This window comes from Mycobacterium sp. (genome assembly GCF_019243155.1).
Taxonomy (GTDB): Bacteria; Actinomycetota; Actinomycetes; order Mycobacteriales; family Mycobacteriaceae; genus Mycobacterium.
In genome coordinates this window covers 1-20,866 of record NZ_JAFAUS010000220.1, presented here as the reverse complement: position 1 = coordinate 20,866, position 20,866 = coordinate 1, and the positions used below count along the sequence as shown (strand labels likewise).

Here is a 20,866-nt window from a genome sequence, read left to right as displayed (position 1 = left end):
TGTTCTGGATGACGTACCAAACTCCTCGCGAGGACCTGTTGCCGTTCCACGAAGACGAGACCGCGGCGATACACCGGCGCGACCCCGAGGCGGCGCGCGCCGCGTGCGTCAGTCGCTCCTACCTGATGGCCCAAACGATGCTGGCGGAACTGAGCAGGCGCAGGGTGTTCACCCCGGCCGACGACGCCAGCCCGGTCGTTCCCGAACCCCTCGGGGTCATCTCCGACGCCGAAGCCGCCTGCGGCGAGCCATCGCTGGCACTTTGATCCGTCACTGAACGCGCCGATCCGCCCCGCGGTCGATACGGTGTTCAGTGATGAGTTTGCCCATGGGCCGGCGCGTCGCGCGTCGCGCAAAGCTACTCGGACTCGCCGCAACGACAGTGCTGGTTTGCGGCGTGGCGTTAGGTGGTCTGGCTCCGCCAGTGGCCGCCGACTGGAACCAGTGCGCGCCAGCCGGCGTGGACAGCGCGCGGGCATTGCCGAAAAACCTGACCGAGACCCCGACCTCACCCCAGGAAGACCGGGACACAACGGATTCCGTCATGCCACTCAGCGCGGTCGACCTCGGCGGATTGAGCCTCGACACCCCGGGCGTCCTGACGGTCGGCACGCTGTCGGACGCCCCGCCTGACGTCTGCATCAACCCCACCGGCGAATTCAGCGGCTTCGACAACCAACTCATGCGGGCTATCGCGGCCAAGCTGGGTCTGCAAGTCCGTTTCGTCAGCACGGATTTCTCCGCGCTGCTAGCCCAGGTGGCCTCCCGACGCTTCGATGTCGGCTCGGCGGCGGTCAAGGCCACCGAACCTCGTCGTCACACCGTCTCGTTCACCAACGGCTACGACTTCGGCTTCTTTTCGCTCGTGGTGCCCCCCGGCTCACCGATCCACAACTTCAGTGATCTGCGGGCCGGCCAGCGCATCGGCGTCGTCCAGGGCACCGTCGAGGAGTCCTATGTCGTCGACACCCTGCACCTGCAGCCGGTGAAGTATCCCGGCTTCGCGACCCTGTACGCGAGCCTCAAGACGCGCCAGGTCGATGCGTGGGTGGCGCCCGGAACTCTGGCCGCCACGGTGATTCGACCGGGCGACCCGGCGGTGGTCGTCGCGAACACCTTCAGCGCAGGCAATTTCGTGGCGTTTGCGGTCGCCAAGGAAAACCAGCCGCTGATCGACGCGCTGAATTCCGGGCTGGACGCCGTGATCGCCGACGGCACCTGGGCCAACCTGTACTCCCAGTGGGTGCCTCGGCCGTTGCCGCCTGGCTGGAAACCCGGCTCCAAAGCCGCCCCTGCCCCAAAGCTGCCGGACTTCGCCGCGATCGCCGCGAGTCAGCATCGTCAATCCATCGGGCCGATGGCGCCCAAATCGACGCTGGCACAGTTGCGTGACTCCTTCTTCGACTGGCACATGTACAAGCAGGCCATCCCCATCCTGCTGACCACCGGGCTGCCCAACACGATGATCATCACCAACAGCGCCCTCGTGATCGGGTTGGTGCTCGGCATTGTGCTGGCGATGGCGGGAATATCGCATTCGCGCCTGCTGCGCTGGCCGGCGCGCATCTATACCGACATCTTCCGCGGACTTCCCGAAGTCGTGATCATTCTGGTGATCGGCATGGGCATCGGCCCGTTGGTGGGTGGGCTGACCAACAAGAACCCCTACCCGTTGGGCATTGCCGCACTGGGATTGATGGCCGCTGCCTACATCGGCGAGATTCTGCGCGCCGGAATTCAAAGCGTCGACTCCGGCCAACTGGAAGCGTCGCGTGCGCTCGGACTCAGCTATGCGACCGCTATGCGGCTCATCGTCGTCCCACAAGGAATCCGGCGGGTGCTGCCCGCACTGGTCAATCAGGCAATCGGGTTGTTGAAAGCGTCCGCTCTGGTGTATTTCCTCGGATTGGTCGCGAATCAGCGGGAGCTGTTTCAGGTCGGCCGCGACCTCAATGCACAGACCGGCAGTCTGTCGCCATTGGTGGCCGCCGGTCTCTTCTACCTAATATTGACCATCCCGTTAACGCATTTGGTGAATTACATCGATTCCCGACTACGCAGCGGCCGCCGCGCTCCCAATCCCGAAGACAACGCCGACATGCTCGCGACGAAGTTCGGCCAGGAGATCACATGACCGTCAGCGCCGTGGGACGCTCATCAGTATCGTTGGCGGCCAAGGGTGTTCACCAAACGCTAGGCGGGAACAAGGTGTTGCGGGGCGTCGACATCGAGGCCCCCGCGGGCAGCACCGTCGCGATCGTCGGTCCGTCCGGCTCGGGTAAGTCGACGCTGCTGCGGACCCTGAACCGGCTTAACGAGCCTGATAGCGGCGACATCCTGCTGGACGGCCGGTCGGTGTTGCGCGACGACCCCGACAAGCTGCGCCAGCGCATGGGAATGGTGTTCCAGCATTTCAATCTCTTTCCGCATCTGAGCGTGCTGAGAAACGTTGCGTTGGCACCGCAGAAGCTGCGGGATTTGCCCGCGGACGAGGCGAGAGACCTTGCGCTGAGTCAGCTGGACCGAGTTGGCCTGAAACACAAGGCCGATGCGCGGCCGGGAATGCTGTCCGGGGGCCAGCAGCAGCGGGTGGCGATCGCCCGTGCCCTGGCCATGGCGCCACAGGTGATGTTCTTCGACGAGGCCACCTCGGCGCTGGATCCCGAAATGGTGAAGGGAATCCTGCAACTGATCGCCGACCTCGGGGCCGACGGCATGACGATGATTGTGGTCACCCATGAAATGGGTTTCGCCCGCTCAGCATCCGACACGGTCGTTTTTATGGATCGCGGCAAGGTGGTGGAATCCGGGCCGCCCGAGAAGATATTCGAAGCCGCGGAGACCGAACGACTGCAGCGGTTTTTGTCCCAAGTACTTTGATATTCGCTAACTACTTGGCTGTAGCTACGTCAAGTACACCTAATAAAGGGCTAGACTCCCGATTTATGGCGGACAGCGATTCCACCGCGGCCGAAGTTACCGAGCTTGCGGAAGGTTTGCACCGCGCGCTGTCCAAATTGTTTTCGCTTTTGCGGCGCGGGGACCCTAGTGGCGCCGCAGCGGGGGAGTTGACCCTGGCGCAGCTGTCTATCCTGGTCACCTTGCTCGATCAGGGCCCCATCCGGATGACGGATCTTGCCGCCCACGAGCGGGTGCGGACGCCCACCACCACCGTCGCGATCCGACGACTCGAAAAGATCGGGCTGGTAAAACGTTCGCGCGACCCGTCCGACCTCCGGGCTGTGCTCGTCGACATCACCCCGCGCGGGCGCGCCGTTCACGGCGAATCGCTGGCCAACCGTCGGGCCGCGCTGGCCGCGATGCTCAGCCAGCTCCCTCCCTCTGACCTGGACACCTTGATGAAGGCGCTGGCACCGCTGCAGCGGCTGGCCTCCGGCGAGCCGACAGGCCCCGCGGGGGAGCCGCCGGCGCGCAAAGAGGCGTGAAACCCTAAGCTTTCCAGTCCTTTTCGGTGCCGTCCTGCGGCGCGCTTAGACTGGCGTGCATGCCCACTGCACTCATCACCGGCGCCGGTGGCGGCATCGGATCCGCGATCGCGACGGCGCTGGCGCCCACCCACACCCTGCTGCTGGCCGGTCGGCCCTCCGACCGGCTCGACGCGGTGGCGGAGCGGCTCGGCGCCACGACGTTTCCGCTCGACCTGACCGACGGCGACGCAATCGAGGCCGCCTGTGAAATCGTGGACGAACTCGACGTGCTGGTGCACAACGCCGGTGTCTCAATTCCCGGCCATGTCTCGGAATCGCACGTCGACGAATGGCGCGCCACCTTCGCCGTGAACGTCTTTGGGCCAGTGGAACTTACGCTCACGCTGTTGCCGGCGCTGCGGCAGGCCCACGGCCAGGTGGTCTTCATCAACTCCGGCGCCGGCCGCAACGTCTCCCCCGGCATGGCGTCCTATTCGGCCAGCAAGTTCGCGTTGCGCGCCTTCGCGGACTCGCTGCGCAGTGATGAACCCGAGCTGCGCGTGACCACGGTCTACCCGGGCCGCACCGACAGCGACATGCAGCGGGAACTCATCGAGTTCGAAGGCGGCGACTATGACCCGGAGAAGTTCCTGAAGCCCGAAACAGTGGCAGCGGCAGTCGCCCAGGCGGTGGCCACGCCGCGTGACGGACACGTGCACGAGGTGGTGCTGCGGCCCGCCTAGACGACCAGGTTGACCAGTCGACCCGGGACGACGATCAGCTTGCGCGGGTTGGCACCCGCCAAGAATGCCTGAACCTTCTCGTCGGCCAGTGCCGCCGCCTTCAGGGTGTCCTCGTCGGCGTCGGCGGCCACCACCACTCGCCCACGGACCTTGCCGTTCACCTGCACCGGATACTCGACGGTGTCGTCGACGAGGTGTGCTGGGTCGGCCTGCGGGAAGGGACCGTGCGCCAGCGGCGTCGTGTGGCCCAGCCGCTGCCACAGCTCCTCAGCCATGTGCGGGGCCAGCGGCGCCACCATCAGCACCAGCGGCTCGACCGCCGCGCGGGGAACCGCGTCGCGGTGCTCCTTGGTGAGGTGGTTCGTGTACTCGATCAGCTTGGCCGCCGCAGTGTTATTACGCAGTGCCGCATAGTCTTCCGAAACCCCGGCGATGGTGCGGTGCAGGACTCGCAGCGTGCCCGTATCCAGCCCCTGTCCACCCTCGTCCACCACCCGCGTCTGACCGGTCTGCTCGTCCACCACCAGGCGCCACACTCGCTGCAAGAACCGGTGCGCCCCGACCACGTCTTTGGTAGCCCAGGGTCGCGAGGCCTCCAGCGGGCCCATCGACATCTCGTACACCCGCAGGGTGTCGGCACCGTAGTCGTCGCAGATCTCGTCGGGCGATATCGAATTCTTCAGGCTCTTACCGATTTTGCCGAATTCCTGAAAGACCTCGATCTCGCCGTCGGGTCCCGGATACACGAATCCGCCGTCGCGCTCGACGACTTCTTCTGCCGGAACGTAGGCGCCGCGCGAGTCCGTGTAGGCGAAGGCCTGGATATAGCCTTGGTTGACCAACCGTCGATACGGTTCGCGTGAGCTGACGTGCCCTAGGTCGTACAGCACCTTGTGCCAGAACCGGCAATACAGCAGGTGCAGCACCGCGTGCTCGGCGCCCCCGACGTACAGGTCGACACCGCCTGGGTCCTGGGGACCGTGCTCGGCGGGCCGCGGGCCCATCCAGTAGGCCTCATTTTCCTTGCCGCAGAAGCGTTCCGAGTTGTGCGGATCGGTGTAGCGCAGTTCGTACCAGGAGCTTGCTGCCCACTGCGGCATCACGTTGGTGTCGCGGGAGTATGGCTTCAGCCCGTCGCCCAGATCGAGTTCGACATGCACCCACTCGGTCGCCTTGGCCAGCGGCGGCGAGGGCTCGCTGTCCGCGTCGTCGGGGTCGAACAACACCGGCGAGTAGTCCGGCACATCGGGCAGTTCGACCGGCAATGCCGCCTCGTCGAGCGCGTGCGGGCGCCCGTCCTCGTCGTAGACGATGGGAAACGGCTCACCCCAGTACCGCTGGCGCGCGAAAAGCCAGTCCCGCAGCTTGAATTCGATACGCGCCCAGCCGCGACCCTCGGTCTCCAGACGCGCGGTGATCGCTTCCTTCGCCGCGGGGACGTCCATCCCGTCGAGATAACCGGAGTTGACCAGTTTGCCGTTGCCCGAGTATGCCGCCTCCGAAATATCGCCGCCGGCAATGACTTCCACGATCGGCAGGCCTAACTCGTGGGCGAAGTCCCAGTCCCGCTGATCGTGGCCGGGGACGGCCATGATGGCCCCGGTGCCGTATCCGGCCAACACGTAGTCGGCGATGAAGATCGGCACCGGTTTGCCGTTGGTCGGGTTCGTCGCGTAGCTGCCCAGGAAGACACCGGTCTTCTCCCTGCTCTCCTGGCGCTCGAGGTCGGACTTCGAGGCGATCGCCTGCCGGTAGGCGGCGACGGCCTCCCCCGGTGAGGCGGCGCCGTAGGTCCAGCGCGAGTCGGTCCCGTCCGGCCAGGCGGCAGCGATGAGCGCGTCGACCAGGTCGTGCTCGGGGGCCAGCACCAGATAGGTTGCGCCGAACATGGTGTCGGGGCGGGTGGTGAACACTTCGATCTCGGCCGTGTCGCCGTCGGTCTTGGTCGCCGAAAACAGGGCTGTGGTGCCGACGGACCGGCCGATCCAGTTGCGCTGCATGGTCTTGACCGGCTCGGGCCAGTCCAGGAGGTCCAGGTCGTCGAGCAACCGGTCGGAATAGGCGGTGATGCGCATCATCCACTGGCGCAAACGTTTCCGGAACACCGGGAAGTTTCCGCGGTCGCTGCGACCGTCGGCGGTGACCTCCTCGTTGGCCAGCACCGTGCCCAGACCGGGACACCAGTTGACGATCGAGTCCGCCCGGTAGACCAGTCGGGAGCCGTCGATCACGTCGGCCCGCTCCCCCGCCGACAACTCGGCCCACTCCCGTCCGTCGTCGAGACGACGCGCGCCGGAATCGAATTCGGCGATCAGCTCGGCGATCGGGCGGGCCTTGTTGACGGTGGTATCGAACCAGGCGTTGTAGATCTGCAGGAAGATCCACTGGGTCCACTTGTAGAACTCGACATCGGTGGTCGAAAAGCTGCGCCGGCTGTCGTGGCCGAGGCCCAGACGCCCCAGCTGGCGGCGGAAGTTCACGACGTTGGCTTCGGTCCTGGTGCGCGGGTGCGTGCCGGTCTGTACCGCGTATTGCTCGGCGGGCAGCCCGAAGGCGTCAAAGCCCAACGCGTGCAACACGTTACGGCCAGTCATCCGGAAATAGCGGGCGTAGACGTCCGTGGCGATGTAGCCGAGCGGATGCCCGACGTGCAACCCCTCCCCCGACGGGTAGGGAAACATGTCCTGCACGAACAACTTGTCGTCCGGGACGGGCGTTCCGTCCTGCGGAGCCAACGAGCCCACCGGGTTCGGCACGTTGAACGTCCCGAGCTTCGCCCAGTTCTCCTGCCACGCGCTCTCGACGCGGCCCGCCAGCGCCGCGGTGTAGCGGTACGGCGGCGCGTCGGAGTCCGGCTGGGCGGCACCCGAATTCTGTCCGGGCACGGTGGTCGGGGATTCGGTCACCTGAACAGGGTATAAGGCAGCTCCATCCGACCTTCCGGGCTACAGGTTGGTCTCGGTTCCATTGCGCACCGATCAGAGGTTCATCCCAGCTCGATTTCGAGCCTGTTCACGGCCTTTGACCTGTGGTTACAGTCGGCCTCTATACGACGGCTGCCGGTACACGAGCCATGGGAAGGACCCACGCAGATGATCGAGATCGTCTCCGCCCATCGAGCAATCCTCGGGGGTATGGTCGCTGGCCTGATCGGTGTCGCGGTCTGCACAGGAGGCAGCGCATCGGCGGATCCTGTGGCGCCCGCCCCCATCCCCGCCCCCGTCGTCCCCGCACCCGCGCCGCAGAACCTCGCAGGCGTTCCCGGGCAGGTGCCCACCAACAGGTTCCTGGTTTCCCCGCCGGCGCCCGCCGCGCCGGCAGCGCCCGTCGCCGCACCCGCGGCCGCGCAACCCCCGGCCCCTGCACCGGCGCCCGCGGCTTCCGGCACGATCCGCGACTACCTGCAGTCGAAGGGGGTCAAGCTCGAAGCGCAAAAGCCCCAGGGATTCAAGGCACTCGACATCACGTTGCCGGTTCCCACTCGCTGGACCCAGGTTCCCGATCCCAACGTGCCCGACGCGTTCGCCGTGATCGCCGACCGGCAAGGCAGCAGCATCTACACGTCGAATGCCCAGGTAGTGGTCTACAAGCTGGTCGGCAACTTCGATCCGAAAGAGGCCATCTCACACGGGTACGTCGACAGTCAGACGCTCGCAGCGTGGCAGAGCACGAACGCCTCGATGGCTGACTTCGCGGGCTTCCCGTCGTCGAACATCGAGGGCACCTACCGTGACGGCGACATGACCCTGAACACCTCTCGGCGTCACGTCATCGCCACCTCCGGACACGACAAGTATCTGGTGTCGCTGGCGGTGACCACCGACCGTGCGGTCGCCGTCGCCGACGCGCCCGCCACCGACGCCATCATCAACGGGTTCCAGGTGGTCGTGCCGGGGGCTCCGGTCCCGGCACCGGTTCAAACGCCCGCCGCGGCACCCGTCGCGCGTCCTGCCCAGGCCCCGGCTGCGGCTCCTGTCGCGGCCCCCGTGGCCCCGGCGGCTCCTCCGGTTGTGGCCCCCGCGCCGGTGCCCGCTGCGGCTCCGGTCAATCAGATGGCCGGCACGGCGCCGGTCGCTGTCCCCCAGCAGGTGCCCACACCCGCTCAGCAGCAGCCGGCGCCCAGCCTGTTAGCCCTGGTCCCGGGCCTGCCCCCGCTGCCCAACTTCACGTTCCTCCAACACTGAGCGGCCACACCGGAGCCCGGTGAGCGGATCGGAGCACGGGCTCGTATTGTGAGCCCATGCTGATTGCCGGCGTGCTGTCCATGTGTGCGGCGGCGGCCTCCGCCGGATTCGGAACCTGGTCGCTTGCGCACAACCAGAGCCCCCACCCCACCGCGGTGGTGTTGCGCTCCATGGCGCCGACCCAATTCGCGGCCGCGATCATGTTGACCGCCGGCGGCGTCGTGGCGCTCGCAGCGGCCCCGCACACCGCGCTGGTCGTGCTGATCGTGTGTGTCGCCGGCGCGCTGGGAACGGTGGCTGCCGGCTCATGGCAGGGCGCCCGCTTCGCGGTGCGGCAACAAGCGTCCGCACCCGCATGCGCCGGGAATTGCGTGGGCTGCACGCAGTCGTGTAGCTGAGTCGCCTGCTGCCGGACTAGTTCCGGCTGAGGTCGATGGGGTGTGTCGCCAGCAATGACAGTGGCAGTGGCTGGCGACGCAACACCTGGCCCCAGAGGTCGGCTCTCGGTCCGACCAGAACGTCAGATGGCAAGCCGGACAACACGATCCAGTCGTCGCGTTCGATCTCGCCCTCAAGCTGGCCGATAGTCCAGCCGGAATATCCCGCGAAGATCCGCACACCCTCCACGACTGGCGCGATCAAGTCGGGCTCGGCATCCAGATCCACCATCACCACGCGGCCGTCCACGTGTCGCAAGCCGGGCACGCCCTGTGGGTCAGCACCGATCCTCAACGCCGCCAGGCACAGCGCCGCGTCGCGTTTCACCGGTCCGCCGATGTACATGGTCTTGGGTTTGGCCGCCAATTTGGCCCACTGCGGCAATACGTTGTACACCGCCGTCTCGCTGGCACGGTTGAGCACAACGCCCAGCGTGCCGCCATCGTTGTGTTCCACGATGTAGATCACGCTGCGCCGGAAAGTCGGTTCAAGGAGATCGGTGTTGGCGAGCAACAACGTACCGGCGCGCACCCGCTGTGCGGCCGGTGCTACATAGTCCTCGGGATCCTCAGGCGGCGGCACCAGACCATCATCGCATCTGCCGCATGGTCGTCGGGGCAATCGAGCGCGGCCCATGAAGATTTGTAATGTTGACGGGAAAGCTCCCGCCGCGCGAGCTTGGCCAGCCCAATTTCGGAAGTCGGTTCTGTGGTCGAAACCCGGATGCACTCACGCGCACCCGTCGAGATCTGGCGGTCCGTGCGCGGTTTGCCGGATTTCTGGCGACTGCTGCAGGTCCGCATGGCAAGCCAATTCGGTGATGGCCTGTTTCAGGCGGGGATGGCGGGCGCGCTGCTGTTCAATCCGGACCGGGCCGCCGACCCCAGTTCCATCGCCCGCGCGTTCGCTGTGCTGTTTTTGCCCTACTCGCTGCTGGGTCCCTTCGCCGGAGCACTGATGGACCGTTGGGACCGGCGTTTGGTGCTCGTCGGCGCCAACGTGGGCCGCCTGATCATGATCGCCGTGATCGGCACGATTCTCACCGTCAGAGCGGGGGAGATCCCGCTGTTGTTGGGCGCCCTTGTCGCCAACGGTCTGGCAAGGTTCGTCGCGTCCGGGCTGTCGGCGTCATTGCCGCACGTGGTCCCGCGCGAGCAGGTCGTGACGATGAACGCCGTAGCCAACGCGGCAGGCGCCTTCGCCGCCTTCATCGGCGCCAATTTCATGCTGGTGCCCAGGTTTCTGATCGGTGCCGGCGACAAGAGCGCCGCGGCGGTCATTTTCATGACGGCGATTCCGGTGTCGATCGCGCTGCTGCTGTCGTGGCGGTTCGGTCCGCGGGTATTGGGTCCGGACGACACCAAACGGGCGATCCATGGGCCGGCCTTCTACGCGGTGATCACAGGCTGGCTGCATGGTGCACGCACGGTCGCGCAGCGCCCCACGGTCGCGGCCACCTTGTCCGGATTGGCCGCGCACCGGATGGCGATCGGCATCAATTCGCTGCTGATCTTGTTGCTGGTTCACCACGTGACGAATCCCGAAACCGCGGGACTGGGAACGGCTTTGCTGTTCTTCGGCGCCGCCGGCCTGGGCGCCTTTCTGGCAAATCTGCTGACTCCGCCCGCGATCCGTCGTTGGGGGCGCTACGCGACGGTGAACGGTGCGTTGGTGGCGTCGGCCGTCGTCGAGGTCGCCGGGGCGGGACTACAGCTGCCGGTCATGGTGGGTTGCGGTTTCCTGCTCGGCGTGACCGGGCAGATGATCAAGCTGTGCGCCGATTCGGCGATGCAGATGGACGTCGACGACGCGCTGCGCGGGCACGTGTTCGCGGTGCAGGATGCGCTGTTCTGGGTCGCGTTCATCGTCTCGATCACGGTGGCGGCGACGCTGATTCCCGACGACGGGCATGCGCCGGCGTTCGTGCTGTTCGCGGCGGTGCTCTACCTTGTCGGGCTGGCCGTCCACAGCATCATCGGGCGCCGGATACCGGCCGAGAACGGGAGGCAATGATGGCTGGGCCCGCACCCATCGTCGCTGACCTGCGCGCCGAAAGCGATGAGCTCGACGCACTGGTCGCGGCGCTGCCGGACGAGCGTTGGGCCGATCCGACGCCGGCACCGGGGTGGAGCATCGCCCACCAGATCGGACACCTGCTGTGGACCGACCGGGTGGCGCTGAACTCGGTCACCGACGAGACGCGGTTCGCAGAAGCGCTGCAAGCCGCCGCAGCCGACCCGGCCGGCTTCGTCGACGCGGGCGCCGAAGAGTTGGCAGGGGTAGCGCCGACCGCGCTGTTGGCCGACTGGCGCGATACCCGTCGCCGGTTGCACGAGGCGCTGCTGGTGGTCGCCGACGGCCGCAAACTTCCGTGGTTCGGACCACCGATGAGTGCGGCGTCGATGGCCACCGCACGCTTGATGGAGACCTGGGCGCACGGGCTCGACGTCGCCGACGCGCTGGGCGTCAACCGGCAACCGACCGAGCGGCTCCGGTCCATCGCTCATCTGGGCGTGCGCACCCGCGACTACGCCTTCGCCGTCAACAACCTGACCGCCCCGGCCGAGCCGTTCCTGGTCGAGCTGCGCGGCCCCGGCGGCGACACCTGGTCGTGGGGACCGCCGGACGCCGCGCAGCGGGTGACGGGTTCGGCCGAAGACTTCTGTTTCCTGGTCACCCAGCGGCGTCCGCTCAGAGCCCTCGACCTTGCCGCGCACGGCCCCGACGCGCAGCGCTGGCTGGAAATCGCTCAAGCCTTCGCCGGTCCTCCCGGCGAAGGTCGGTGAGCGTCATTGCAGGGGGCCGCCGTAGCTCGCGCGGTTCTCGGCCTCGGCCTCTTCGCGCAGCGCGGTGATCGCCACGTTCAATCGGTCGGCCAGCTCGCCGTGGGCGTACCCGGTCATCACCCCGGGGTGCATCGTCAGTTTGAGCAATCGGCCGTCGGCATTCGCGACGGCGTAGACATCGCCCAGGTCGACGCTGTAGGTGACCGCCTCGGCCTGCGCGACGAGGGCTTCCCACTTGTCGGCGGCCTCGCTGAGTTCCCTTAGGACCGATTCGACCAGGTCCTTGTCGCTGAGATTCGCGCGACGGCCCGAATCCGACACCATGACAGTATCGGTACCCCCTTCGACCAGCGTCAATTCATGTTCGAGGCGATAAGTTTCTGATACCAGGCCAGATGGTAGTTGGCGGACACGGCATCCCCGCTCGAGATGCCTTCCGTCGCAGCCAATAACAGGCAGTTCAGCAAGAGTGCGGAATTGACCGCCGGGTACTGGACCAGCAGGTGGTAGCGCGCCGTATCCAGGTGCACCCGCAGCACATCCACCTCCTGGTCTACGACCGCGACACCCGCGGCAACGGCTTGGGCGAGCCTCTGCACAATCTGCGGGAGTCCGTTGCGCCAGCGGATGGCTTCGCTCAGCACCCGCCCCAGATCCTCGATGACCGGCAGCTCGCGCGGCTGCAGCGAGGATTTCGTCGCGGCGAGATTGGGCGAGCGGCGCAACGAATCACCGGGCGCATAAGTCACGACCCGGGCCGTGTCCCCGATCAACGCGGAGACCCGGCCGGTGCGTTGCTCGGGTTCGAGCAATCGCACGCCGGCCGGAAGCGTGATGCCGGAAGGTACCCAACCGTGGGCGAGGTCGGTAACCAACAGCGTCGCCCCGTCCACACGATCGCCGACGGCCCAGTGCAGCCGCGGCTCTTGCCGAACGACGAATTCGAGGATGCGACTCAGCCGGTCGATGTCGGATTCGGTTGCGGCTACAGGCTTTTCGATGCGCTGCGTGGCAGCGGCAACTGCGGCCGCCTCGGGCTCCTCGTGCTGCGCCGGCGGCTCGTCGACGATCGCGTGGTGGCGGCCGCTGTCGGTCGTCAGCGTAGGCGGACCCGGTGCGGTCTCCACCGGTGCGACGGGGGAGGGGTCTACGTCCCTGATCACCGGGATGATCTGCGTTTCCTCGAGCTCCGCCGGAGCAACGTCCTCGTCGGGGACGGCCTCGATCCACGTCGTCTCGGGTTCGTCGTCGTCATCGACCGCATGATGACGACCGCTCGTGGCCTGATCGCTATCCCTGATCACGGGGAGGATCTGTGTCTCCTCGAGCTCCGCCGCGGCGGCCTCGTCATAGTCGCGAGCCTGGGCGGGGGCGGAGTCGACCGGAATTTCGTCGGTGATCGCGGGCATGACCTGCGTCGCGTCGAAATTTCGAGCAACGGGCTCGACAGCTGGTGGGCGCCGATATCCGGACGCCGCCTTGGCTTTCATCTCGCGCAGCTGACGCATCGTCGACTCGACTCGCCGCACGGCACGCGCCCGGGCTTGTTCGATGATGCGGGCCTCTGCCGCCTGCCGCGCAGGATCCGGCATTTCGCTGCGCTTGAGCATCTTCAACTCGTCGTTGGCGCCCTGCGCGATGCGCTGCAGGTCGGTCCTGAGATAGTCTGCAAGACTAGCGGTTTCGCCGCTAACCGTCGACAGCTCGGCCGGCCATAATCCACCGGTCACCCAGGGGGTGCAATCGATGGGAGAGCTGAAGGCCGGAATCGCCAGTGATTCGCGGGTCGCTCTCCGGAGGCGCTGGCGCGCCGTCATCCGACCGAAGATCGCCACCGGCTAAGCCTACCGGCATCCGTCGTTCGCTCTATGCGGTCGGTGAATTGTGCAGCTACGACACCCTGGGTAGCGTGGGGCCATGGCTGATTCTGCGTTGCAGCAGCAACTCGACGAAGTACGCGCCATGCTCGCTCGCGCGCGAGAGTTGTTCGGCCCCAATCCCGTTGAGCCGCCCACCGATATCGCACCCGATCCTGGCGCGGCGAAGGGTTGGCTGCTGTAGGCCGGCGCTTATCCCACGCTGTCGCGGCGGCGCAAATTGTGCGCCAACAGCTTCTCGATCGCCATATCGAGGTCTCGAGTAGTCGGAACCTCTGCGGAGGGCGTATGACCGGCCGAGACGATCTCGTCGCGAATGCTCAGCAACGCCTTCAGGCAGGAAACCTCGGCGGTCAGCAGGATTCCCTGCGCGAGCGTCTCCGCGTCCGTTTCCATCGCACCTTCACCGAGCGCCACGCTGTGCATGTAGCCGCCGCGGCAGGAGCGGACCAGGATGTGTCCACTTGGGTGAACGGTGTCAAAAGCGGGATCCGCGTCGGTCATCGACCGCGGTCAGCGATGCCGCCGAAGTCACGTGCCGCATCCTGCTCATGCTGTTCCCACATCGTCGCGGACATGGTCAGCTTGTCGGCCAGGTCGGCATGGTCAGCGGCTTGCTGCTCGTAACACTGACGCCTGAGCTCGAGCAATTCGCGTCCGGCGTCACGAAGTTCACTGAAGATCGGGCCGAGCGAATCCAGACTCTCCTGAATCGCTGCATGCGACGACGGAACGGTGCGCAAGTAGTCCGAGGTCTCCTGATGGTGCGCGGCAGCTTGACGTAAGTGCGCGGGCACCACATGAATCGACTCTGCCATCCACTGTCTCCTGTTCACGGCGCCGGCCGGACCGGCGAGCTCTCATTTTTAGACGGACGACGACGACGCCGGCCGGGTGGGTGTGGGTGGATCGGACCGAGCCGGCGTGGTCATGGTCGCGCTCGCCGCCGGTGGATGCTCCCAGCCTAGGAAGCTTGGGCCGCTCACGGTGGCAATGTGCTGAATTTGGCCGTCGAGGAGCGCTTTTCCCGGACCGAGGGCGAGTGCGTGACGATCGACGAATACGCCGACGTCCCCGGGAGAGACCTGCGGCGCCTCGATGGGTTCGGCCACCGCGGTTCCCGGTGGGGGAATGGTAATTCCCTGCTGCTGGAAGGCTTCTGCGATCGGCGTCCCGCCTACAGCAGCCGTGATGACCGCCGCCAATTGGGGGCTGGCCGCCGTCACCGTTTCGCCGTCGGGCAGGGTCAGCGTTGTCGGACCACTCTGTGCCGCTTCCTGCTCACCTACTGGCGCGTCCGCACTCACGTCCTGGGCGTCGTGCTCGTCGGTGGCAGGGTCTTCGTCATCCGGCAGCTCATCGCCCTCGAGATCGCGGCCCGTTTCGTCTTCACCACGCAACCCGGCGAGCGGCAGGCCTTCCAAGCCGGCCGTGGATCCCGGTGTCATACCTGGCAGCGACCCCCCGCCGAAGCTCGGAATCGTCGGCATTGCCGGGGTGGGCGCAGTCGTCATGCCTTCGAGAGGCCTTAAGGCGGGGGAGTCCCCGGGCGACGACCCGGAGTCGTCGGCCAACAACGAATCCAGCAGCGGATCCCAGTCGTCATCGAGATCGCCGGCCAACTGTTCGCTCGGGCTCTGCTGTCCATCGTCTTCGCTCGGCGAGGTAGCGGTATGTTCACCGGGACCGCTCCCCGACGCGTCGTAAAGCGATGTCCACGCGGCCATCAGCGCTGACTTCGACGTGTCGTCCAGGCTCGCAGTGAGCACCACCGAACGAATGTCGCGGAGCTTGCCGATGAGAAACCGCTGGAAATCACGCGCGCCGGCCGGAGTGTCGAGATCCGACCTCGTCTGGACCGCGGCTTCGGTTTCATGCTGCAGCTGGGTGAGCGCCTCTTTACCCTCAATCGCATTCAGATGTGCGTTCAGGATGGCCGATACCACTTGCATATCGAGGTGAGAGCTCGTTGAGTTCTGATGTGCCAGAGCGGCTTCGGCGTGCGCGATGGCTTCGGCGGCCGCGCCGCTCTCACGGTCGGGTGATGGCTGCTTCGAGGGCGAACCGCTGGGGGTCGCGACGCCGAACAGCTCGGAATGTTGTTGGCGGAGCCTGCTCAACACCCTAGCCAGTTGGTCGGGGGGCGTTGTCGGGCTGACCACGGCGGCAACCTCATTCGGCGTCAGACCGGTCTGCCAGGCATTCGGATTGCCGGTGCGGTCTCGGACATATTTGACCGCGGCGAGCAACTCGTCGTACGCCGACATCAGTGCCGCGATCCGTCCATGCCCGGCGACAATACCGAGGCTTGATTCGGCCGACAATTCACTGGTTCCGGCGAGTGTGAACAAGAATCGCGCTAGCCCGCGTCGTTGCCGTACTGTGCCCGAAGGTTTTCCAGCACGGCCTTATTCGAACGGTCGAGTTCGCGCGCGTCCGCCACGACCGCGACGATTTCACGTTGTTTGGCGGCCAGGAATCTCTGAAACTCGCGTGCACCCAAGGGTGTATCGATGGCCAGCTCGGCCTGGTGCTGGGTCGCGCGATCGATCTGCTCGGCAATGGCGTCCAGCCTCATGACGCTCTCCCGCGCCGAGGCGTGCGCGCCGGCGAGTACCTGCGCGAGGATTCGGTCGGCGTCGGTTGCCGCGCCGTGCTGGCCGGACAGCGCCGACTGTCGCTCGCGGGCGGCAGCCACCGAAGACTCGGGCATTGGTTCGCCCCCTGTCACAGTGGCCTGCGGATCGCAATGTTGTTGCCCAGTCGGCTTATTCGCACCGACGCCCCCGAGTATGGCGCCTCGACGACCAGGTTGTTGCCGATGGCCAGTTGCACGTGTCCGGCGTGCGGAAAGACGAGATCACCCGGGCGAACCTGCGAACGGGGCACCGGGACTCCGTCGTTGATCTGTTGATATGTGGTGCGATCCAGGTGGATTCCCGCCTGCGCGTAGCTCCATTGCACCAGCCCCGAGCAGTCGAATTGGTCGGGCCCGGTTGCGCCCCAGACGTATGGTCGCCCGAGTCGCGACAACGCGGCCCGCACCGCAAGCGCATTGCGGCCGTTGGGCATTCGCAGCCGCCGTCCATAACGCAGCGCCGAGAGGTTCGCGTGATGGCGCCGAGCCTGCAAGCGGGCCGACAAGACGTGTGACCGTTGCGCACGCAGTCGGGCCACACTGCGGCGCAACGCCTCACGCTGGGCCATCGGCGTCTGCGGTTTGACCGCGGAGTCCGCGCGGGCTTCGTCGACGACGCTTTTGGTCAGATCCCGGCCCCTTGCGTGATCGCGGTGCGCGGCGGCGATGACGTCGGCGCTGGCCGCATCGGTTCGGGCCGCCGAGGCAAGTCCCTCCCGGCTGTGGTCCACCGCGAGTTGATAGCCACCGCGCGCCAGTCCGCTGTTGAGAGCGACCGCGTGCTGCAGCAGGCCGTGGTAAGGCGCGGTGCCCGCGTCCAGCGTGGGATGCCCTGGTCCGGTGGGGAACAGTCGATGCGCACGGCTCAAGACCGCGACTTCGCTCTCGATCATGGTGTCGCCTCGCCGCCGTGCGGAGTGGCCTCGTCTTGCGCGGCCGATTCGACCGCCTCGGTAAAGGCGCGAACCCGGGGGAGCGCTCCCGGCGGGATGATGCCGGTGTTCCGGATTTCCCAGAGGTCGTCGGGACCGAGCCCGACCAGTGTGGCGATGACCGTTTCGGGCAACCAAGCCCGCGCGCAGGCCTGGTCGAATCGTGCGCTGAGGCTGTTAGGCATTCGCTTCAAGAGGTCGCTGCGCGTTTCCTCGAGGGCCCGCAGATGCTGCATCAGGCGAGCCGTCGAGTCGCCGCCGGCGTTCACCGCCACCCGCCAGGAACTGGCGGCCAGCATCTCGGCTTTCACGCACTGAGCGATCACAGACAGAATATACGTCTCGTATTCGTTTGATGTGTGCGCAGGCAATCGATCGATGAAGGACTTGAGCGCGTCCAGCTGTGCTTCGGCGTAGCCCTCGAGGACTTCGGTGTCGCTGTGACGGTCGACCACCACCGGCCCGGTGCGCCGCGCGGGCATCGGAGCCGGGGGCTGAGCGGCCATCAGCCGAGCCAATTCAGCGTCCGGATCGGCGGCTACTAGCAGGCGTGAGTAGGTGCCCGGCGGCAGCCCGAGCCCATTTTCCACCTTTTGAACTGTGCTTTTGTGGGGCCTTCGAGCGCCGCGCTCCAGAAAGCTCAGCCCCATGATGCTTACGCCGGTGGCGGCAGCGAGGTCTGCTAGAGACCAGTCGCGCGACTCACGCAACGAGCGGATGGCCGCACCGGCCGATTCACGGCTCACCACACGCTCCGGCCATAGGCCGGATATTACACAGCGACCAGGCCCAATCTCCCTATATACGTTTCTGTCACGTTTCTCTTGCGTCGGCGGCCATAATCCGTATACGCTTTCGTCTACGTTTCAGGCTCAACAAGGAGATCGACATGGGACATCCCTGCGCTGCCAACCCGGAGCTATGGTTCGGCTACCCGGACGACGACGGTGGGGACGGTGCGGCAAAAGCGCGCGCATACGAGCGCTCAGCCACCGAGGCGCGGATCCAGTGCCTGCGCCGCTGCCCGCTGGCGCAGCAGCGTCAGTGTGCCCAGCACGCCATCACGCACCGCGAGGAGTACGGCGTCTGGGCCGGCGTGAAACTGCCCGGCGGCCAGTACCGCAAGCGGGAACAACTCGCCCGCGCCCACGACATCCTGCGGCAAATCGCATCGGGCGAGATCAGCTCCCGTCAGCTGCCCGAAAACGCCGCGCTGCTGACACGCCACGAGCATCAGCCGGTTGCGGCCGCCGCCGTCGTGTTGCATCTACCCCTCGCGCAAGTGGGTCCCCGCTCGGCCGCGTGAGTTCTCCCTTGTCGACCGTTTGTTGACCAGGTCCACGGGGTAGTCGGGCTTGGCACGACCGAGTCTGTCGACCCAAAGGCGGATCCATGACATTCGACCTGACCCCGACGGGAGCGCAGCACGACCTGGCCCGGCGAACCCACGAGTTCGCCGAAGAGGTGATCCGCCCGGTGGCGCTCGATTACGACCAGCGCCAGGAGTTCCCGTGGCCGGTGCTGGAGGAGGCGGCGCAGCGCGGCTTCTACAGCCCGCTGTTCTATCGCGATTTGATCGGTGATCCGAGTGGGCTCTCGTTGCCGATGTTCATGGAGGAACTCTTCTGGGGTTGTGCGGGAATCGGTTTGGCGATCGTCATGCCGGCCTTGGCGCTTTCGGCGATAGGTCAGGCTGCGTCTCCTGAGCAGATGCTGGAATGGGCGCCCGAATGCTTCGGCAGCCCAGGCGATCTCAAGCTCGCGGCATTGGCCATCTCGGAGCCCGAGGGCGGCAGCGACGTACGGAACCTGCGCACCCATGCGCGCCGTGACGGCGACGATTGGATCATCGACGGCCACAAGATGTGGATCGGCAACGGCGGTATCGCCAACGTGCACGTCGTTAACGCCGTCGTCGACGAGGAGCTCGGCCACCGCGGCCAGGCGTTGTTCGTCGTGCCCGGTGGCACCCCTGGATTGAAGTTGGTGCGCAAGCTCGACAAGCTGGGTTGCCGCGCATCCCACACCGCCGAGTTGAAATTCGAAGGCGTCCGCGTTCCCGGCGCCAATTTACTTGGCGGACAAGAGAAGCTGGAACACAAACTCGCAAAGGCGCGAGAGGTGGTGGCCGGAGGAAAGCGTTCCGGCTCAGCGACGTTGGGCACCTTCGAGCAGACCCGGCCCATGGTTGCCGCACAGGCCATCGGGATCGCACGCGCCGCATTGGAGTACGCGACGGCCTATGCCACCGAACGTGAGGCGTTCGGCGGGCCCATCATTGACAACCAGGGCATCGCGTTCCCGCTGGCGGAAATCGCCACGCAGGTCGACGCGGCCCGGCTGCTAACCTGGCGCGCCTCGTGGATGGCGGCCAACAACGTGCCCTTCGAGCGAGGCGAGGGATCGATGTCGAAGATGGCGGCCAGCGAGGTGGCCGTCAGGGCCACCGAACGCGCCATCCAGACCATGGGCGGCTGGGGCTACATCACCGATCACCCGGTGGAGAAGTGGTATCGGGATGCCAAGCTGTACACCATCTTTGAGGGAACCAGCGAGATACAACGGATGGTGATCGCGAACGCGCTCGGCGCGGCTGTCGGCACACCGCCGCTGCATGTGGTGCTCGAACCGTCGGGCGGACCGCTGAACCGGGTTTTCGGTCGCGGTACCCCACTGCGTTCCCGTGCCGCGGAAACCGCACTGTCGATGCAGGACCGGGTGCCCGAACCCGTCATGCGACTGGCGATGAAGGTGCTGCAGCCCCCTCGCAAGTAGGGCACGCGGCGTAGCGTCGCGGGTGATCTGGGTGCATACAGTTCGCGACGGAGAGTGCACGATGAGCAATCTGGAAGCCGCGCCGGCCGAAGTCGCCTGTGGTGCCTCGCCACGTGACGGCGGGGTTTCGACGCTGGAAGTGCTGCATCCGCGGGAAGTTCCGCTCGGCGGCCCCAGGGCGATTCGGGTGCAACGTACCCTTCCGCAACGACAACGCTCGCTGGTCGGTGCGTGGTGTTTCATCGACCATTACGGCCCGGCTTCCGCGCGCATGGATGTCCCTCCGCACCCACACACGGGACTACAGACGGCAAGTTGGTTGTTCAGTGGGGAAGTGGAGCGCCGCGACAGCGCGGGCGTAGAGGCGGTTGTGCGGCCCGGCGAGCTGAACCTGATGACCGCCGGTGCTGGCATTTGTCATTCCGAGGTGTCGGTCGATCCGCAGGCCGTTCTGCACGGCGTGCAGCTCTGGGTGGCGCTGCCCGGCTCCGATCGCGACACCGGCCGAGACTTCGCTCATTACGCGCCGGCACCGGTGTCGCTGCCCGGTGCGGTAGCGCGAGTATTTCTCGGCGAGCTTGTAGGCAGTCGGTCCCCGGTGAATACGTTTACTCCGTTGCTGGGCGCCCAGATTGATCTCGACGCCGGTGCCGTGCTTGACCTCGGCGTCGATCCCGCATTCGAGCATGGCGTGCTGTGTGATTCGGGCCCAGTGAACGTGGACGGCACGGCCCTGGCCGTCGCCGATCTCGCGTACCGAGCCCCCGGCCGCGCCGCGCTGCACTTGGAGAATGTGGGGGAGCGGCCTGGGCGGGCACTCCTGCTCGGAGGCGCGCCGTTCACCGAAGAGTTGGTGATGTGGTGGAACTTTGTCGGACGAAGCCACGACGACATCGTCAACTACCGGCGACTGTGGGAGGACGCCGATGACCGCTTCGGTGCCGTCCAGGGTTATCGGGGTGCATCCACCCGGCTGCCCGCACCGCCGATGCCGACCACTCGGCTACGGCCTCGACCCGTACCGCAGAGAAAACGAGAGTACGAATGACCACCGATAAGAACGGC

General features: G+C 66.3%; 21 protein-coding genes and 2 pseudogenes. 13 read left to right on the top strand and 10 right to left on the bottom strand.

Annotation, left to right across the window (positions count from 1 at the left end):
* The 5 genes and pseudogenes from JOZ00_RS11110 to JOZ00_RS11090 form a co-directional block, all read left to right on the top strand.
* Window positions 1-266, top strand: a pseudogene (locus tag JOZ00_RS11110) (GntR family transcriptional regulator); the annotation flags it as partial.
* A gap of 50 nt (window positions 267-316) precedes the next feature.
* The gene (locus JOZ00_RS11105) at window positions 317-2,134 is read left to right on the top strand and encodes an ABC transporter substrate-binding protein/permease (protein WP_293343666.1); all 1,818 of its coding nucleotides are present in this window, start codon (window positions 317-319) and stop codon (window positions 2,132-2,134) included.
* Window positions 2,131-2,880 (top strand): amino acid ABC transporter ATP-binding protein, encoded by a 750-nt coding sequence (locus JOZ00_RS11100; protein ID WP_293343664.1) that lies wholly within the window; start codon window positions 2,131-2,133, stop codon window positions 2,878-2,880. The genes JOZ00_RS11105 and JOZ00_RS11100 overlap by 4 nt, the downstream gene beginning before the upstream one ends.
* Before the next feature lie 65 nt (window positions 2,881-2,945).
* Window positions 2,946-3,446 (top strand): MarR family transcriptional regulator, encoded by a 501-nt coding sequence (locus tag JOZ00_RS11095; RefSeq protein ID WP_293343663.1) that lies wholly within the window; start codon window positions 2,946-2,948, stop codon window positions 3,444-3,446.
* Window positions 3,447-3,505: 59 nt separating this feature from the next.
* Entirely contained in the window at window positions 3,506-4,171 is a 666-nt protein-coding gene (locus JOZ00_RS11090) for an SDR family oxidoreductase (RefSeq protein ID WP_293343662.1), read from the top strand.
* On the opposite strand, the gene leuS is transcribed toward JOZ00_RS11090, so the two are convergent.
* Window positions 4,168-7,077, bottom strand: a complete 2,910-nt coding sequence (leuS, locus tag JOZ00_RS11085) for a leucine--tRNA ligase (protein ID WP_293343661.1) — start codon at window positions 7,075-7,077, stop codon at window positions 4,168-4,170. The two genes, JOZ00_RS11090 and leuS, sit on opposite strands and share 4 nt — an antisense overlap.
* A gap of 186 nt (window positions 7,078-7,263) precedes the next feature.
* On the opposite strand from leuS, the gene JOZ00_RS11080 reads away from it, so the two are divergent.
* Window positions 7,264-8,355, top strand: a complete 1,092-nt coding sequence (locus tag JOZ00_RS11080; RefSeq protein WP_293343659.1) for an LpqN/LpqT family lipoprotein — start codon at window positions 7,264-7,266, stop codon at window positions 8,353-8,355.
* Window positions 8,356-8,411: 56 nt separating this feature from the next.
* Window positions 8,412-8,753 (top strand): hypothetical protein, encoded by a 342-nt coding sequence (locus tag JOZ00_RS11075; protein ID WP_293343657.1) that lies wholly within the window; start codon window positions 8,412-8,414, stop codon window positions 8,751-8,753.
* 16 nt (window positions 8,754-8,769) lie between these two features.
* On the opposite strand, the gene JOZ00_RS11070 is transcribed toward JOZ00_RS11075, so the two are convergent.
* Entirely contained in the window at window positions 8,770-9,378 is a 609-nt protein-coding gene (locus JOZ00_RS11070; RefSeq protein ID WP_293343668.1) for a YqgE/AlgH family protein, read from the bottom strand.
* 138 nt (window positions 9,379-9,516) lie between these two features.
* Between JOZ00_RS11070 and JOZ00_RS11065 the strand changes: the two genes are divergently transcribed.
* Both JOZ00_RS11065 and JOZ00_RS11060 read left to right on the top strand, forming a co-directional pair.
* Complete coding sequence (locus JOZ00_RS11065; protein WP_293343655.1) at window positions 9,517-10,806, top strand: MFS transporter; 1,290 nt, start codon at window positions 9,517-9,519, stop codon at window positions 10,804-10,806.
* Entirely contained in the window at window positions 10,806-11,579 is a 774-nt protein-coding gene (locus JOZ00_RS11060; RefSeq protein WP_293343653.1) for a TIGR03084 family metal-binding protein, read from the top strand. Before JOZ00_RS11065 ends, JOZ00_RS11060 begins: the two co-directional genes overlap by 1 nt.
* A gap of 3 nt (window positions 11,580-11,582) precedes the next feature.
* Here JOZ00_RS11060 and JOZ00_RS11055 read toward each other — a convergent pair whose 3' ends face one another.
* Window positions 11,583-11,903, bottom strand: a complete 321-nt coding sequence (locus tag JOZ00_RS11055; protein ID WP_293343651.1) for a DUF2710 family protein — start codon at window positions 11,901-11,903, stop codon at window positions 11,583-11,585.
* A 29-nt stretch (window positions 11,904-11,932) separates the two neighbouring features.
* Entirely contained in the window at window positions 11,933-13,414 is a 1,482-nt protein-coding gene (locus JOZ00_RS11050; protein ID WP_293343650.1) for a DUF5631 domain-containing protein, read from the bottom strand.
* Between the two features lie 82 nt (window positions 13,415-13,496).
* Here JOZ00_RS11050 and JOZ00_RS11045 point away from each other — a divergent pair, with 82 nt between their 5' ends.
* The gene (locus JOZ00_RS11045) at window positions 13,497-13,640 is read left to right on the top strand and encodes a hypothetical protein (protein ID WP_293343649.1); all 144 of its coding nucleotides are present in this window, start codon (window positions 13,497-13,499) and stop codon (window positions 13,638-13,640) included.
* A gap of 8 nt (window positions 13,641-13,648) precedes the next feature.
* Here JOZ00_RS11045 and JOZ00_RS11040 read toward each other — a convergent pair whose 3' ends face one another.
* The 6 genes from JOZ00_RS11040 to JOZ00_RS11015 all read right to left on the bottom strand — a co-directional run bounded on the left by JOZ00_RS11040 (window position 13,649) and on the right by JOZ00_RS11015 (window position 17,772).
* On the bottom strand, window positions 13,649-13,960 hold the full coding sequence (locus JOZ00_RS11040) for a DUF2694 family protein (RefSeq protein ID WP_293343647.1): 312 nt from the start codon (window positions 13,958-13,960) through the stop codon (window positions 13,649-13,651).
* A complete protein-coding gene (locus JOZ00_RS11035) occupies window positions 13,957-14,274 on the bottom strand; it encodes an ESX-1 secretion-associated protein (protein ID WP_293343645.1) in 318 nt (105 codons plus the stop codon). The genes JOZ00_RS11040 and JOZ00_RS11035 overlap by 4 nt, the downstream gene beginning before the upstream one ends.
* 48 nt (window positions 14,275-14,322) lie before the next feature.
* On the bottom strand, window positions 14,323-15,723 hold the full coding sequence (locus JOZ00_RS11030) for a DUF4226 domain-containing protein (protein WP_293343643.1): 1,401 nt from the start codon (window positions 15,721-15,723) through the stop codon (window positions 14,323-14,325).
* 92 nt (window positions 15,724-15,815) lie between these two features.
* Entirely contained in the window at window positions 15,816-16,169 is a 354-nt protein-coding gene (locus tag JOZ00_RS11025) for a DUF4226 domain-containing protein (RefSeq protein ID WP_293343641.1), read from the bottom strand.
* Between the two features lie 14 nt (window positions 16,170-16,183).
* Entirely contained in the window at window positions 16,184-16,987 is an 804-nt protein-coding gene (locus JOZ00_RS11020; RefSeq protein ID WP_293343639.1) for a C40 family peptidase, read from the bottom strand.
* Complete coding sequence (locus JOZ00_RS11015; RefSeq protein WP_293343637.1) at window positions 16,984-17,772, bottom strand: helix-turn-helix transcriptional regulator; 789 nt, start codon at window positions 17,770-17,772, stop codon at window positions 16,984-16,986. Before JOZ00_RS11015 ends, JOZ00_RS11020 begins: the two co-directional genes overlap by 4 nt.
* A gap of 143 nt (window positions 17,773-17,915) precedes the next feature.
* Here JOZ00_RS11015 and JOZ00_RS11010 point away from each other — a divergent pair, with 143 nt between their 5' ends.
* The 3 genes and pseudogenes from JOZ00_RS11010 (at window position 17,916) to JOZ00_RS11000 (ending at window position 20,859) form a co-directional block, all read left to right on the top strand.
* Entirely contained in the window at window positions 17,916-18,332 is a 417-nt protein-coding gene (locus JOZ00_RS11010; RefSeq protein ID WP_293343635.1) for a WhiB family transcriptional regulator, read from the top strand.
* A gap of 86 nt (window positions 18,333-18,418) precedes the next feature.
* Window positions 18,419-19,801 (top strand): acyl-CoA dehydrogenase family protein, encoded by a 1,383-nt coding sequence (locus JOZ00_RS11005; protein ID WP_293343633.1) that lies wholly within the window; start codon window positions 18,419-18,421, stop codon window positions 19,799-19,801.
* Window positions 19,802-19,862: 61 nt separating this feature from the next.
* Window positions 19,863-20,859 (top strand): annotated as a pseudogene (locus JOZ00_RS11000) (pirin family protein).
* Window positions 20,860-20,866 lie beyond the last annotated feature (7 nt).